Origin of the sequence: Bradyrhizobium sp. AZCC 1588 (genome assembly GCF_036924735.1) — a bacterium.
GTDB lineage: Bacteria > Pseudomonadota > Alphaproteobacteria > Rhizobiales > Xanthobacteraceae > Bradyrhizobium.
In genome coordinates, this window is record NZ_JAZHSC010000001.1 from 5,256,819 (window position 1) to 5,271,353 (window position 14,535).

At 62.5% G+C, this 14,535-nt stretch carries 13 protein-coding genes; 11 read left to right on the forward strand and 2 right to left on the reverse strand.

The genetic code is table 11. The annotated features are described in order from the left end of the window. Window positions 1–65 precede the first annotated feature (65 nt). Window positions 66–1,043, forward strand: coding sequence for a Bug family tripartite tricarboxylate transporter substrate binding protein (locus V1277_RS24460; protein ID WP_334418488.1), 978 nt, complete (start codon window positions 66–68; stop codon window positions 1,041–1,043). 550 nt (window positions 1,044–1,593) lie between these two features. Here the strand turns inward: V1277_RS24460 and V1277_RS24465 are convergent. Then, the gene (locus V1277_RS24465) at window positions 1,594–2,439 is read right to left on the reverse strand and encodes a uroporphyrinogen-III synthase (RefSeq protein ID WP_334418490.1); all 846 of its coding nucleotides are present in this window, start codon (window positions 2,437–2,439) and stop codon (window positions 1,594–1,596) included. A gap of 144 nt (window positions 2,440–2,583) precedes the next feature. Between V1277_RS24465 and purU the strand changes: the two genes are divergently transcribed. Then, on the forward strand, window positions 2,584–3,447 hold the full coding sequence (gene purU / locus V1277_RS24470; protein ID WP_334418491.1) for a formyltetrahydrofolate deformylase: 864 nt from the start codon (window positions 2,584–2,586) through the stop codon (window positions 3,445–3,447). Here purU and V1277_RS24475 read toward each other — a convergent pair. Beyond that, window positions 3,444–3,722 (reverse strand): hypothetical protein, encoded by a 279-nt coding sequence (locus V1277_RS24475; RefSeq protein WP_334418492.1) that lies wholly within the window; start codon window positions 3,720–3,722, stop codon window positions 3,444–3,446. The two genes, purU and V1277_RS24475, sit on opposite strands and share 4 nt — an antisense overlap. Window positions 3,723–4,063: 341 nt before the next feature. On the opposite strand from V1277_RS24475, the gene V1277_RS24480 reads away from it, so the two are divergent. The 9 genes from V1277_RS24480 to ahcY all read left to right on the forward strand — a co-directional run bounded on the left by V1277_RS24480 (window position 4,064) and on the right by ahcY (window position 14,213). Continuing rightward, window positions 4,064–5,236, forward strand: a complete 1,173-nt coding sequence (locus V1277_RS24480; protein WP_334418493.1) for an ABC transporter substrate-binding protein — start codon at window positions 4,064–4,066, stop codon at window positions 5,234–5,236. Between the two features lie 141 nt (window positions 5,237–5,377). After that, window positions 5,378–6,247, forward strand: a complete 870-nt coding sequence (locus V1277_RS24485; protein WP_334418494.1) for a branched-chain amino acid ABC transporter permease — start codon at window positions 5,378–5,380, stop codon at window positions 6,245–6,247. Between the two features lie 7 nt (window positions 6,248–6,254). Then, window positions 6,255–7,286: a branched-chain amino acid ABC transporter permease gene (locus V1277_RS24490; protein ID WP_334418495.1), complete on the forward strand. Its 1,032-nt coding sequence runs from the start codon at window positions 6,255–6,257 to the stop codon at window positions 7,284–7,286. Next, window positions 7,283–8,035, forward strand: a complete 753-nt coding sequence (locus V1277_RS24495; RefSeq protein WP_334418496.1) for an ABC transporter ATP-binding protein — start codon at window positions 7,283–7,285, stop codon at window positions 8,033–8,035. Before V1277_RS24490 ends, V1277_RS24495 begins: the two co-directional genes overlap by 4 nt. Then, a complete protein-coding gene (locus V1277_RS24500; protein WP_334418497.1) occupies window positions 8,028–8,744 on the forward strand; it encodes an ABC transporter ATP-binding protein in 717 nt (238 codons plus the stop codon). The genes V1277_RS24495 and V1277_RS24500 overlap by 8 nt, the downstream gene beginning before the upstream one ends. A gap of 19 nt (window positions 8,745–8,763) precedes the next feature. After that, a complete protein-coding gene (locus V1277_RS24505) occupies window positions 8,764–9,885 on the forward strand; it encodes a cobalamin-independent methionine synthase II family protein (RefSeq protein ID WP_334418498.1) in 1,122 nt (373 codons plus the stop codon). 159 nt (window positions 9,886–10,044) lie between these two features. Further along, window positions 10,045–11,397 (forward strand): hypothetical protein, encoded by a 1,353-nt coding sequence (locus tag V1277_RS24510; protein WP_334369225.1) that lies wholly within the window; start codon window positions 10,045–10,047, stop codon window positions 11,395–11,397. Window positions 11,398–11,457: 60 nt separating this feature from the next. Further along, the gene (metK, locus tag V1277_RS24515; protein WP_334376511.1) at window positions 11,458–12,651 is read left to right on the forward strand and encodes a methionine adenosyltransferase; all 1,194 of its coding nucleotides are present in this window, start codon (window positions 11,458–11,460) and stop codon (window positions 12,649–12,651) included. A 128-nt stretch (window positions 12,652–12,779) separates the two neighbouring features. Then, window positions 12,780–14,213 carry an adenosylhomocysteinase gene (gene ahcY, locus V1277_RS24520; RefSeq protein WP_334418499.1) on the forward strand — a complete coding sequence of 478 codons (1,434 nt, stop codon included), beginning with the start codon at window positions 12,780–12,782 and terminating at the stop codon, window positions 14,211–14,213. The last annotated feature ends 322 nt before the right edge of the window (window positions 14,214–14,535 follow it).

Sequence of the window (14,535 nt, forward strand, 5' to 3'; positions counted from 1 at the left end):
GCTCTAGGATGCGCGCGCCGAGCGGTCGCACAGAGCCGCCGGCGCGCGTTGTCGGAGGAAGCATGATGGAATATCAGCGTCGCCAGTTCTTGCAGCTCGTCGCCGGTGCGGCTGCGCTCCCCGTTACGTCAAGCATCGCAAGCGCGCAGGCCTATCCATCGCGCCCGGTTCGCGTCGTGATCGGCTATACGCCCGGCGGCTCGGCGGACCTCACGTCGCGCCTGATGGGGCAATGGCTGTCGGAAAAGCTCGGGCAATCCTTCGTCATCGAGAACCGGCCGGGCGGCGGCACCAATATTGCGACCGAGCAGGTGCTGCGAGCCACGCCAGACGGCTACACGCTGCTTCTGGTGGCGCCGGCCAACGCCATCAACGCCACGCTCTACGACAAGTTGCCCTTCGATTTCATGAAGGAGATGGAGCCGATCGCCGGCATCATTCGCTTTCCCAATGTCGTGGTGGTGCATCCGTCACTGCCGATCAAGTCGATCCCCGAGCTGATCGCCTATGCCAAGGCCAACCCGGGCAAGCTCAACATGGCATCGTCAGGCAACGGCTCGACGATCCACATGTCGGGCGAACTGTTCAAGATGCTGACTGGGATCAACATGCAGCACGTGCCGTACCGCGGCGGCGCGCCGGCGCTCACCGACATGCTTTCCGGCCAGATGCATGTCATGTTCGACAACCTTCCGACCTGCGCCGAGCACGTCAAATCCGGCAAGCTGCGCGGGCTTGCAGTCACCAGCACGACACGTTCGGACGTGCTGCCGGATTTGCCGTTGGTCGCGGATTACCTGCCGGGCTACGAGGCGAGCGCCTGGTACGGCCTCGCAGCGCCAAAGGGCACGCCGCCAGAAATTGTCGACAGGCTCAACAAGGCGGTCAATGAAATCCTCGCCGATCCCAAGGCAAAGGCACGCTTTGCCGAGATCGGCGCCATCCTGCTGCCGGGCTCGCCCGCAGAGTTCGGCAAGCTGGTGGCGGACGAAACCGAGAAGTGGAGCAAGGTGGTCAAGTTCGCCGGCGCCAAGGTGGACTAGGCGGGGATTGATCAAATCGGCAGCGACGTAAGGCTGTGACCGCGATCGGCAATGTTCGCTTTCGGGGCAAAGCAGATGCGGATCATCCGCATCATGATGTTCGCAAGTGATCCATTTGAGAGATCTGCCGAGTGCGCTAAGGTCTCCGCATGATTGGGGACGTAATCAAGGCAATCCTGGCACCGCTTACGTTCTTTGAGGGGCGCTGCGAGGACAAGGAAACACTTCGCGATCAGCAAAACTGATCACGTTGGCGAATGATAGGTCCCGCCGCAAGGAAGCCCACGCCCTGTTTTCTGAGATTAGGCGGAAGACGCTAGCGGCGGCGAAGCGCAACGATCAGTTAGCTCTGGCTCAATATAACTTCGAAGAGATTTGCGCCAAGACGCTCTACAATTTGACGCGCGAGCCGGCGCCGTTCGATCCCGACACGCCGTTTTGGGTCCTGCCGCGTGCGCTGGAACTGGGACGAATGCTCGGCATCACAGACGCTGGCGAGATAAGCCCGCTTTTGAAAGCAAGGTAGTCCGCTCCTGCGGATTATGGACCGTCAGCTTCTCGCAACCATGCGCGGCGGATTCTTCCCCAGCGCCACCGCCATCGCCGAGATCAGCGGCCGCATGAAAAAAGCGTCCTCCGCTGGATAGATATCGGTGCGCAGGCCGTGTGTCTTGAGTTCATCTGATACCGCCGGTCCGACCGATGCGATCGGAGTCCGATCGAGCCCCTCGCGCAATCGATCCTCGCAGCCGCGCGCACGCGCGACCTCGATCAGGCGACGGATCTGGCCGAGATTGGTCAGCGCGATCGCGTCGATGCGGCCGGCCGCCATCTCGTCGATCGCATTGATGATGTTAACGTCAGCGGCCTGCGCGTCGTAGACGTAAGGCAGCACGGTATCGACCTCGGCCCCTTGTGCCTTGATCGCGCCGATCAGGACGCTGTGGTCCTTGTCCGGATAGAGCTGCAAGCCGGCGCGATGGCCGCCGAGATCGAGCCGCGACAGCATCTCGGCGACGCCTTCGGAGGTCGGCTTCTCCGTCGTCATCTCCGGTTCCAGCCCGATTTCGCGCAGCGCCTTGCCCGGCTTGGGACCACGGGCGAATTTGCGCGCCTTGCCGAGCGAGGCAATGAACTCCTGCTCGACGCCGATGCGCCGGACCACCTTCATCAGCCGGCGCAGGCCTTCACCGGTCATCAGCACCAAATCGTCGAAGGGCTTTTCGATTGCCCGCCTGATCCAGGCTTCGACCGGCGCCGGGTCCGGCGCATCGTGGATGGTGAACATCGGGCATTGCAGCACGTCGGCGCCCTGCTCGGTGAGCAGGCGGGAGAACTGCGCTTCCTCGCGCGTTTCCAGGATCAGGATGCGGTAACCGTTCAATCTGTCAGCCATGATCTCGCTCCAACGCTTTTGCTTCGCGCTTTGTTCATCCTGACCCCGGTTTCCGGATTGGCGCAAGCGCGTCGGCGGTGATAGAGCAGGGCCGCAAATCCGAGGTTTTCACCCTTCTGCCTGAATTGTAGTCAAGTCAGCGCCATGCCCGATCATCAATTCGTCCTGACCTTGTCCTGCCCGGATCGCCCCGGCATCGTTTCCGCGGTGTCGACCTTTCTCGCCCATAACGGGCAAAACATCCTGGATGCCCAGCAGTTCGACGACGTCGAAACCGGGAAATTCTTCATGCGGGTGGTGTTCACCGCCGCCGATCTCGCCGTCGAACTGCAGGCGCTGCAGACCGGCTTTGCGGCGATCGCCGAGCGCTTCGGCATGGACTGGCAGATGCGCGACCGCGCCAATCGCCGCCGGGTGATGCTGCTGGTCTCCAAGTCGGATCATTGCCTGGTCGACATCCTCTACCGCTGGCGCACCGCCGAACTCGAAATGATTCCGACCGCGATCGTTTCCAACCATCCGCGCGAGACCTACAGCTCGCTCGATTTCGGCGAGATCCCGTTCCACTATTTGCCGGTGACGAAGGAAACCAAGCGCGAGCAGGAAGAGGCGGTCTGGAAACTGGTTCAGGACACGGGGACCGACCTTGTCGTGCTGGCGCGCTACATGCAGATCCTGTCGGACGAAATGTCGGCAAAACTGTCCGGGCGCTGCATCAACATCCACCATTCGTTCCTGCCGGGCTTCAAGGGCGCGCGGCCCTATCACCAGGCCCATGAACGCGGCGTCAAGCTGATCGGCGCCACCGCGCATTATGTCACCCGCGATCTCGACGAAGGCCCGATCATCGACCAGGACGTTGAGCGCATCAGCCATCGCGATACGCCGGAAGATCTCTCGCGCAAGGGCCGCGATATCGAACGCCGTGTGCTGGCGCGCGCCATGCGCCATCATCTCGAGGACCGCGTCATCCTCAACGGCCGCAAGACCGTGGTGTTCATGGATTAGCGCGCCGCATCCTTGGACGCAGGAGCCGGGTTGGTCTCCTTGTCGCGCTCGGAAGCCGGCATCAGGCGCTTTCGCTCGCGCTCCCGCATGTACTCGTCATACTTCGCGGTTCCCGGGCGCGGCGGCGCGTCGGCAGGCAGGCCGCCGGCCCAGGCCGGAATGGCATCGCTGACGCCGGCTGAGACTTTCTCGTTGATGGTCCCACAGCCGCTCAAGCCGCAGCCCGAGAGGGCAACGGTGACGATCGTGACAATGTGGCGCGCGCTGGTCGGCATCGGCAGAAGACTACAACCTTAACCGTTTAAGGATGATGGATTTAGGGCGCTGCGGTTGGGAACCGGCGATAGGTTCTTTGTTGACAGGACCATTTCATTTGTACAATCGTACAAATAGTGGCAATCGCGGGAGGGCAGCGATGCTGGATCGTGTAATAATACCATCGCGTCTTCATGCGCTATGCGGCTCTTCGCTGCGACAAGCCAATGGTCCGATTGACAACAAGGCGGCCAAGGACGCCATGTTGCCGCGCTACCCGGCGGAAAATTCTGGGTTATGGTGAGATCAAGGGCCGGGGACTCGGTTCGAAACACAAGGCCGATCAGGGGGAGAGATGCTCATGTCTATTCGCAGTCAAATATTGCTGGCCGCAGGCTCGGTCGCCGCGATGCTGGCGCTTGCGCCGGCCTACGCCCAGGAGACCGTCAAGATCGGCCTGATCCTGCCGATGACCGGCGGGCAGGCATCGACCGGCAAGCAGATCGACAACGCGGTCAAGCTCTACATGCAGCAGAACGGCGATACCGTCGCCGGCAAGAAGATCGAAGTCATCCTGAAGGATGACGCAGCGGTTCCCGACAACACCAAGCGCCTCGCGCAGGAACTGATCGTCAACGACAAGGTCAATTTCATCGCAGGTTTTGGCGTGACGCCCGCTGCACTCGCGGCGGCGCCGCTGGCCACGCAGGCCAAGGTTCCCGAAATCGTGATGGCGGCCGGCACCTCGATCATCACGGAGCGCTCGCCCTACATCGTCCGCACCTCCTTCACGCTGGCGCAGTCGTGTACCATCATCGGTGACTGGGCCGCGAAGAACGGCATCAAGAAGGTCGCAACGCTGACCTCCGACTACGCGCCCGGCAACGACGCGCTGAACTTCTTCAAGCAGAACTTCACCGCCGGCGGAGGGGAGATCGTCGAAGAGGTGAAGGTGCCGCTGCAAAATCCTGATTTTTCTCCGTTCTTGCAGCGCATGAAGGATTCCAAGCCCGACGCCGTGTTCGTGTTCGTGCCGGCAGGCCAAGGCGGCAGCTTCATGAAGCAGTATGCCGAGCGAGGCCTCGACAAGGCGGGCATCAAGGTGATCGGCCCCGGCGATGTGATGGACGACGACGTGCTCAACGGCATGGGCGACGCCGCGCTCGGCACGGTCACCGCGCATCTCTACTCCGCGGCCCATCCGTCTGCGGCAAATAAGGAATTCGTCGCCGCCTACAAGAAGGCGTTCGGCCAGCGCCCGGGCTTCATGGCGGTCGGCGGCTATGACGGTATCCGGTTGATCTACGAGGCGCTGAAGAAGACCGGCGGCAAGACTGACGGCGATGCGCTGATCGCGGCGATGAAGGGCGCAAAGTGGGAAAGCCCCCGCGGCCCGATCATGATCGATCCGGAAACCCGCGACATCGTGCAGAACATCTACATCCGCAAGGTCGAGAAGGTCGACGGCGAACTCTACAACGTCGAGTTCGCGACCTTCGAGGCGGTGAAGGATTCCGGTAAGACGAAGAAGTGACGACGAAGTCGTCATCCCGGGGCGCGCATCAGCGCGAACCCGGGATCTCGAGATTCCCCGGTGCGCAATTGCGCACCTGAGGTCTGGTCCTTCGGACCATCCCGGAATGACGGGTTGCGTTGAGAGGTTCTGTCCCATCCCATGACCACGCTGTTCACCATCCTGTTCGACGGTGTTGCCTACGGCATGTTGCTGTTCGTGCTCGCCTGCGGGCTGGCGGTGACGCTGGGGTTGATGAATTTCGTCAATCTCGCCCATGGCGCCTTCGCGATGACCGGCGGCTATATCTGCGCGGTGCTGGTCAACAATTCTGGCTGGCCGTTCTTCGCGGCTCTTCCGCTCGCCTTTGTTACGGCCGCGCTGATTGGCGTGGCGCTGGAGCGCACGCTTTACCGCCACCTCTACACCCGCAGCCATCTCGACCAGGTGCTGTTCACGATCGGCCTCACCTTCATGTCGGTGGCGGCGGTCGATTACATCATGGGATCGTCGCGGATTTTCATCAAACTGCCGGCGGCGCTGGAGGGACAGTTCGATTTCTTCGGCATCGGCATCGGCCGCTACCGGCTGATGATCATCGTGATCTGCGGCCTGCTCACGGTGGCGCTGCAACTGATCCTGGCGAAAACCCGGTTTGGCAGCCGCCTGCGTGCTGCGGTGGACGATCCGCGCGCCGCTAGCGGCCTCGGCATCAACGTGCCGCAGGTGTTTGCGTTCACATTTGCCTTCGGCTGCGGCCTTGCCGGCCTCGGCGGCGCGCTGAGCGCCGAGATCCTCGGGCTCGATCCGTATTTTCCGCTAAAATTCATGATCTACTTTTTGATCGTGGTCACCGTCGGCGGCTCCTCCAGTATCACCGGGCCGTTCCTGGCGTCGCTGCTGCTCGGCATCGGCGACGTCGCCGGCAAATATTACGTGCCGAAGATGGGGCCCTTCGTCATCTACACCATCATGATCGTTATCCTGATCTGGCGTCCGAACGGTCTGTTCGGCCGCGCTGCCGCGCGATGAGTCCGCGATGACCGCAGCCTCCGACGTCTCATCCCATGCCATCGCCCGCGCCCGCTGGCGCCCGGCCGAGATCGCGTTCTGGATTCTTGCCTTGTCCTGCGCGTTCCTGTTTCCGTCCCGTTATCTGATTATGACCGATATCCTGCGGCTGGCGTTGTTCACGCTGTCGCTCGATCTGATCCTCGGCTACGCCGGCATCGTTTCGTTGGGGCACGCCGCGTTCTTTGGCGTTGGCGCCTATTCGGCCGGGCTGCTCGCCTTGCATGGCATCATCAACGAGCCGGTGATCGCACTGGTGGTCGCCGGCCTCGTCGCCATGGTGCTCGGCTTCCTCACCAGCTTCCTCGTCATCCGCGGCGTCGACCTCACACGGCTGATGGTGACGCTTGGCATTGCGTTGCTACTCGAAGCTCTGGCGGAACGGTTCTCCAATATCACCGGCGGCACCGACGGGCTGCAGGGCATCGAGATGCAGCCGATCCTTGGCCTGTTCGCGTTCGACATGTTCGGCAAGACCGGTTTCTTCTATTCGCTGATCGTGCTGTTCCTGCTGTTTCTGTTGGCGCGGCGGATCGTGAATTCGCCGTTCGGCCTGTCGCTGCGCGCGATCAAGAATAACCCGCTGCGAGCCTCGGCCATCGGCGTGCCCGTCAACCGCCGCCTGATCGCGATCTATACGATTGCGGCGTTCTACGCCGGCATTGCCGGGGCGCTGTTCACCCAGACCACGGCGCTGGCCTCCCTCGACGTGTTCGCGTTCGAACGCTCGGCCGATCTGATGCTGGTGCTCGTGATCGGCGGCACCGGCTATCTCTATGGCGGGCTGATCGGCGCCGTCGTGTTCAAGATGCTGCAGGAACTGTTTCAGACCATCACGCCGCAATACTGGCTGTTCTGGATCGGGCTCGTCCTGGTCGTGATGGTGCTAGTCGGCCGCGAACGCATCCATCGCTGGGTGCTTTGGGTGCCGAACCTCGTGATCCGTCAGGTCTTCGGACGCAAGGCCGTCGTTGCCGTTCCCGAAAGCGATGCGCCATGACGATTGCGCTCGAAACCAGGGGGCTGGAAAAATCCTTCGGCGGCTTGCGGGTCACGCGCGAGCTGTCGCTGCAGGTGGAGCAGGGCGCCCGCCATGCCCTGATCGGGCCCAACGGCGCCGGCAAGACCACCGTCATCAATCTGCTGACCGGCGTGCTCAAGCCCAATGCGGGACGGATCCTGCTCGAGGGTAACGACATCACCGAGCTGCCGGTCCACACGCGGGTGCTGCGCGGGCTGTCGCGCACCTTCCAGATCAATCAGCTCTATGCCGACCTGACCCCGCTCGAAACGGTCGGGCTCGCCGTCTCCGAACGGCTCGGCCGCGGCGGCGACTGGTGGCGGGGGATGGGCACGCGCGACGACGTCAATCAGGAGATCGCGGAGACGCTCGGACGGTTTCATTTGTTCGACGTGATGAACGAGCGCACGGCGACGCTGCCCTACGGCAAGCAGCGCCTGCTCGAGATTGCGGTGGCGATCGCGACCAAACCGCGTGTGCTGCTGCTCGACGAGCCCGCCGCCGGCGTCCCCGAGAGCGAGCGTCACGATATTCTGGCGGCGGTCGCTGCCCTGCCGCGCGATGTCACCGTGCTGCTGATCGAGCACGATATGGATCTGGTGTTCTCGTTCGCTGACCGTATCTCGGTGCTGGTCAACGGCGCCATGCTGGTGGAAGGTCCGCCGGACGAAGTGGCGCGCGATCCGCAAGTGAAGGCGGTCTATCTCGGCGAGGCGGCCCATGCCTGAGCTTCTCGCCATCGATGCCTTGCGCGCCGGCTATGGCGAAGCCGTGGTGTTGCCCTCGATGTCGCTGTCGCTGGGCGAGGGCCAGGTGCTGGCGCTGCTGGGGCGCAATGGCACCGGCAAGACCACGCTGATCAATTCGATCGTCGGCATCACCCGCCATTTCGGCGGCACGATTGCGCTCGGCGGGCTCGACATTACCGCGATGCGCCCGGACCAGCGGGCGCGGGCCGGGATCGGCTGGGTGCCGCAGGAGCGCAACATCTTCCGCTCGCTGACGGTCGAGGAGAACATGACCGCGGTGGCCCAGCCCGGTCCGTGGACCGTGGACAAGGTCTACCAGATGTTTCCACGGCTGAAGGAGCGCCGCAACAATTTCGGCAACCAGCTTTCCGGCGGCGAGCAGCAGATGCTGGCGATCGGCCGCGCGCTGACCCTCAATCCCAAGGTGCTGCTGCTGGACGAGCCGACCGAGGGGCTGGCGCCGATCATCGTCGAGGAATTGCTGCGGGCGCTCGGCACCATCACCCGGGCCGGCGGCATCTGCTCTGTCATCGTCGAGCAGAATGCGCAAAAGATTCTGGGGCTGGCCGATCGGGTTGTGATATTGGAACGCGGCGCAATCGTGCATGATGCGGCCAGCAGCGCGTTGAAGGCCGATCCCGCCGTGCTCGAACGCTATCTCGGCGTCGCCGGCGCGGCCGCCCACTAGCTTTATCGGAGTTGAGACCATGCAGAGAACAAAGCCCCCGTTCCGCGCCGACGAGGTCGGCAGTCTGTTGCGGCCGCCGCGCATCAAGGAAGCGCGCGCCAAGCTGGAGAAGGGTGAGATCACGGCGGAGGACCTGCGCAAGGCCGAAGACCTCGAGATCGAAAAGGTCGTGCACAAGCAGGCCTCGATCGGGCTGAAGCTCGCGACCGATGGCGAGTTCCGCCGCTCCTGGTGGCATTTCGATTTTCTTAGCCATCTCACGGGGTGCGAGTTGTTCCACCCCGAAACTGGTATTCAGTTCGCGGGCGTCGAGACCCGCCACGACGCCGTCCGCGTCATCGGCAAGCTCGACTTCCCGGACAACCATCCGATGCTGGATCACTTCCGCTTCCTGAAGAAGCACGCCGACACGGCCCACGTTACGCCGAAGATGACGATCCCGTCGCCGGCCGTGCTGCATTTCCGCGGCGGCCGCAAGTCGATCTCGAAGGAGGTCTATCCTGATCTGGAGGAATTCTTCCTCGACCTCGGCAAGACCTATCGCAAGGCGGTGAGGGCGTTCTATGACGCCGGCTGCCGGTACCTGCAATTCGACGACACCGTATGGGCCTATCTCTGCTCGCAGGACGAACTGCAGAAGGCGCGCGATCGCGGCGACAATCCCGACGGCCTGCAGGAAATCTACGCGCGCGTCATCAACTACGCTTTGGCCGAGCGGCCGGCCGACATGGTGATCACCACCCATGTCTGCCGCGGCAATTTCCGCTCGACCTGGATTTCGTCCGGCGGCTACGAGCCGGTGGCCGAGACCATGCTGGCCGGCACCAATTACGACGGCTATTTCCTCGAATATGATTCCGACCGCGCCGGCGGCTTCGAGCCGCTGCGTTATTTGCCGAAGGGCAACAAGGTCGTGGTGGTCGGCGTCATTACCTCGAAGTTCGGCGAGCTCGAGAAGAAGGACGACATCAAGCGCCGCCTCGATGAGGCCGCCAAGTTTGCCCCGCTCGACCAGCTCGCAGTATCGCCGCAATGCGGCTTTGCTTCCACCGAGGAAGGCAACATCCTCTCCGAGGAAGAGCAGTGGGCCAAGCTGAGCCTCGCGGTGGAAGTGGCGAACGAGGTGTGGGGGAAGTCGTAGGCTCTCACCCGTCATTGCGCGGAGCATGAGCAGCGGGCGTTCGTCTCGCAATGACGGTGCTTGGGCCCGGCTGGGATTCATTTCCCCCGGTGGGCAGATGGTGGTAGGACATCCTGGCCAACCACCGCTGCCCACCAGGACTTCCCAAGCCCCGGCCCGATGAAAAACGACCAGATCCTCAGCCAGATCACTGAATTCTGCCGCCAGGCCGACATGGCGGAGACGACGTTCGGGCGTCGGGCGGTCAACGACGGCAAGCTGGTGCAGCGGCTGCGCGAGGGCAAGCGCATCACCATCGATACGCTGGACCGCATTCAGGCCTATATCGCAGCGTCCACCGGCGCGCTGCCGCCGCCGCGCGGCCTTGAAGTGCCGCCGGAGAAGCGCGATCCCAGAGGTAATTTCCGCTTCTTCGAGAACCGGCAGAAATACCTGCTGTTCGTCCATACTTGCAGCGAAAAGCGGGTGATTGCCGAGCGGGTGGCGCTGGAACTGTCCAGCCTGCATCCGCGGCCGCCGGCGCTCAGGGTATTCGACGCGGGCGTCGGAGACGGCACGGTGCTGGCGCGGGTGATGCGCTCGATGCACGGCCGTTTTCCCCATATGCCCTTCTATATCGCCGGCAAGGAGTTGAGCCTGGAGGACGTCCGGCTGACGCTCGACAAGGTGCCGGATCGGCTGTTCGAGCATCCGGCGACTGTCATCGTCCTGACCAACATGCATTACGCGGAGGCGCCCTGGCTGACACCGGCCTCGCCTGCGGCAGCCGCGGGCATGATCTGGCACGAGGTGGCCCTGCGGGGGGCCTCGTCGGGGGAATTCGAGGCCCAGATCGCAGAACTTGGGCCGTTTCTGGAACAAAACTGGCGCGCCAATATCAGCCCCAAATCGGGCATGCCGATCTATGAACGCCCGGTGGCGCTGGTGCTGTACCGGGAAGACCACAGGTTCCTGCTTGATTCGATCATCCCACGGGCCGGCCGGACCGAGGCCAATTTCGACCTTGTGATCGCCTCCCAGCCCTATCGGGCAAAATCCTCTGTGAATTTCCGCGCCAAGCGAATCATTGCACCGCTGGCCCGGTCGCTCCGGGCAGGGGGCCGTTTGATTGGAATTCACTCCCACGGGCAGGATCCGGGCCTGGAAATCATCCAGTCGGTCTGGCCGGGAGAAAATCCTTTCGCCGTGAGCCGTCATGAGCTATTGCGCGCGGTGAAATACGAGCTGGGGTCGGCTGGGCGGGACCTTAACTTTAATGCCTACGCCGATAACCGTTCCATCTTCCGTTATGATATGGAAGCGCTGCCCAACGAGGTCACCGGCTCGATCGGAACCTCGACGGCCTTTGCAGCGTGGAATGCGGCGGTGTATGTCGCCCAGATCGAAGACGACCGGTTGACGGAAATGACTGAAAACAGCCGGACCCTCGATGCCACCAGAGAGGTTCTGCGCAAGCATAACGGGCTTTGGTTTTACGACGAATCCTACGTCATTTCGCGGCGTCGCGACTGACATTCCAGGATACACAACACAGACAGCCGCCGGGGTCCGGCGGGAACAAGGGGTTTGTTGATGCGCGCCTCCTATCTCTTCACCAGCGAGTCGGTTTCCGAGGGTCACCCGGATAAGGTTTGCGATCGAATCTCGGACGAGATCGTCGACCTGTTCTACCGGGAAGGCCCGAAGGCGGGCATCGACCCATGGCAGATCCGCGCGGCCTGCGAAACGCTTGCCACCACCAACAAGGTCGTCATCGCTGGCGAAACGCGCGGTCCGAGCTCGGTGACCAATGACCAGATCGAGAGCGTTGTTCGCGAGGCGATCAAGGATATCGGCTACGAGCAGGAAGGCTTCCACTGGGAGAAAGCCGACATCGAGATTCTGCTGCATCCGCAGTCGGCCGATATCGCGCAGGGCGTCGATGCCAAGCAGCCCAGCAACCAGGAAGAGGGCGCGGGCGACCAGGGCATCATGTTCGGCTACGCCACCAACGAGACGCCCGACCTGATGCCGGCGCCGATCTTCTACGCCCACAAGATCCTGCGGTTGATTTCCGAAGCGCGCCACTCCGGCCGCGAGAAGGTGCTCGGTCCGGACTCCAAGAGCCAGGTCACCGTGCAGTACGAGAACGGCAAGCCGGTCGGCGTGCGCGAGATCGTGGTCTCGCACCAGCATCTGATCGAGGACCTCACCTCCAATCAGATTCGTGACATTGTCGAACCCTATGTCCGTGAGGCGCTGCCGAAGGAATGGATCAACGGCAAGACCATCTGGCACATCAACCCGACCGGAAAATTCTACATCGGCGGCCCCGACGGCGATTCCGGGCTCACCGGCCGCAAGATCATCGTCGATACGTATGGCGGCGCGGCCCCGCATGGCGGCGGCGCCTTCTCCGGCAAGGATCCGACCAAGGTCGACCGTTCGGCCGCCTATGCCGCGCGCTATGTCGCCAAGAACATCGTCGCCGCCGGTCTTGCCGATCGCTGCACCCTGCAGCTCGCTTACGCGATCGGTGTGGCGCGTCCGCTGTCGATCTATATCGATACCCACGGCACTGGAAAAGTGCCGGAGGACCAGCTCGAGAAGGCAGCCGCGAAGGCGATGGATTTGACGCCGCGCGGCATCCGCACCCATCTCGATCTCAATCGTCCGATCTACGCGCGTACCGCAGCCTACGGCCATTTCGGTCGCACGCCCGACAATGAAGGCGGCTTCTCCTGGGAGAAGACCGATCTGGTCGAACCGCTCAAGCGCGCGGTTTAGTTTTAACAGCATCATTCCGGGGCACCGCGATAGCGGTGAACCCGGAATCTTTTTACATGATTTCGAGATTCCGGGTTCGTGGCTCACGCGCGCCCCGGAATGACGAGCTCAACAGAGGGAAACTCCCCATGACCACCGCCGCCGCCAAGAAGCCCGCCTTCACCGACTACATCGTCAAGGACATTTCGCTCGCCGAATTCGGCCGCAAGGAAATCTCGCTGGCCGAGACCGAGATGCCGGGCCTGATGGCGACGCGCGAGGAATACGGTCCGAAGCAGCCGCTGAAGGGCGCCCGCGTCGCCGGCTCCCTGCACATGACGATCCAGACCGCGGTCTTGATCGAAACGCTGGCCGCACTCGGCGCCGACATCCGCTGGGTGTCCTGCAACATCTATTCGACGCAGGACCATGCGGCTGCCGCGATCGCCGCCGCCGGCATTCCGGTGTTTGCGGTGAAGGGCGAGACGCTCGCCGAATACTGGGACTACACCGCAAAGCTGTTCGACTGGCACGGCGGCGGCACGCCCAACATGATCCTCGATGACGGCGGCGATGCCACCATGCTGGTGCATGCCGGCTACCGCGCCGAGCAGGGCGATACCGCCTTCCTCGACAAGCCGACTTCGGAGGAAGAGGAAATCTTCTATGCGCTCGTCAAGCGCCTCCTGAAGGAGAAGCCGAAGGGTTACTTCGCCGAGATCGCCAAGAACATCAAGGGCGTCTCGGAGGAGACCACCACGGGCGTGCACCGCCTCTATGACATGGCGAACAAGGGTACGCTGTTGTTCCCCGCCATCAACGTCAACGACAGCGTGACGAAATCGAAATTCGACAATCTCTATGGTTGCCGCGAGTCGCTGGTCGACGGCATTCGTCGTGGCACCGACGTCATGATGTCCGGCAAGACCGCGATGGTCGCGGGCTTCGGCGATGTCGGCAAGGGCTCGGCCGCTTCTCTGCGCCAGGCCGGCTGCCGCGTCATGGTCTCCGAAGTCGATCCGATCTGCGCGCTGCAGGCGGCGATGGAAGGCTATGAAGTCACGACGATGGAAGACGCAGCGCCCCGCGCCGACATCTTCGTCACCGCGACCGGCAACAAGGACATCATCACCATCGACCACATGCGCGCGATGAAGGATCGCGCCATCGTCTGCAACATCGGTCACTTCGACAATGAGATCCAGATCGCAGGGCTTCGTAACCTGAAGTGGACCAACATCAAGCCGCAGGTCGACGAGATCGAATTCCCCGACAAGCACCGCATTATCCTGCTGTCGGAAGGGCGCCTCGTAAACCTCGGCAACGCCATGGGCCATCCGTCGTTCGTGATGTCGGCGTCCTTCACCAACCAGACGCTGGCGCAGATCGAACTGTTCGCCAACAACAAGGACGGCAAGTACGCCAAGAAGGTTTACGTGCTGCCGAAGACGCTCGACGAGAAAGTGGCGCGGCTGCATCTCGCCAAGATCGGCGTCAAGCTGACCGAGCTGCGCAAGGACCAGGCCGACTATATCGGCGTCAAGCCGGAAGGCCCGTTCAAGTCGGATCATTACCGGTACTGATTGCTGTCGATCAGATTTCCTGAAGCCCTCGGCCCCGGAATTCCGGGGCCGTTTTATTTCAGATATGTGAACTGGATTACATGGCAGCCGAAGTTTTGGGAGTAGATGCATTTCATAGTCGTAAACTCTAAGGTTGTGTACGTAAGTCCTGGCTGGAGGACTAAGATGTCGAGCCTTAAGGAAGTTTGGCCTTTGGCCTTCGTTCTCGCGACTGCGTCCAGTTCGGTGCACGCGGATGCGCCGATCGACACAAATCCGGCAGAATTTTTCCGTTCTGGCAGTCTCGCAGATACGTTGCGCAGCTATCCGGATGCGTCCGGCG

Bases quoted from the DNA above. Each gene is read 5' to 3' on its own strand.
- V1277_RS24460 (WP_334418488.1), top strand. From the start codon at position 66: ATGGAATATCAGCGTCGCCAGTTCTTGCAGCTCGTCGCCGGTGCGGCT.
- V1277_RS24465 (WP_334418490.1), bottom strand. From the start codon at position 2,439: ATGGCTGACAGATTGAACGGTTACCGCATCCTGATCCTGGAAACGCGC.
- purU (WP_334418491.1), top strand. From the start codon at position 2,584: ATGCCCGATCATCAATTCGTCCTGACCTTGTCCTGCCCGGATCGCCCC.
- V1277_RS24475 (WP_334418492.1), bottom strand. From the start codon at position 3,722: ATGCCGACCAGCGCGCGCCACATTGTCACGATCGTCACCGTTGCCCTC.
- V1277_RS24480 (WP_334418493.1), top strand. From the start codon at position 4,064: ATGTCTATTCGCAGTCAAATATTGCTGGCCGCAGGCTCGGTCGCCGCG.
- V1277_RS24485 (WP_334418494.1), top strand. From the start codon at position 5,378: ATGACCACGCTGTTCACCATCCTGTTCGACGGTGTTGCCTACGGCATG.
- V1277_RS24490 (WP_334418495.1), top strand. From the start codon at position 6,255: ATGACCGCAGCCTCCGACGTCTCATCCCATGCCATCGCCCGCGCCCGC.
- V1277_RS24495 (WP_334418496.1), top strand. From the start codon at position 7,283: ATGACGATTGCGCTCGAAACCAGGGGGCTGGAAAAATCCTTCGGCGGC.
- V1277_RS24500 (WP_334418497.1), top strand. From the start codon at position 8,028: ATGCCTGAGCTTCTCGCCATCGATGCCTTGCGCGCCGGCTATGGCGAA.
- V1277_RS24505 (WP_334418498.1), top strand. From the start codon at position 8,764: ATGCAGAGAACAAAGCCCCCGTTCCGCGCCGACGAGGTCGGCAGTCTG.
- V1277_RS24510 (WP_334369225.1), top strand. From the start codon at position 10,045: ATGAAAAACGACCAGATCCTCAGCCAGATCACTGAATTCTGCCGCCAG.
- metK (WP_334376511.1), top strand. From the start codon at position 11,458: ATGCGCGCCTCCTATCTCTTCACCAGCGAGTCGGTTTCCGAGGGTCAC.
- ahcY (WP_334418499.1), top strand. From the start codon at position 12,780: ATGACCACCGCCGCCGCCAAGAAGCCCGCCTTCACCGACTACATCGTC.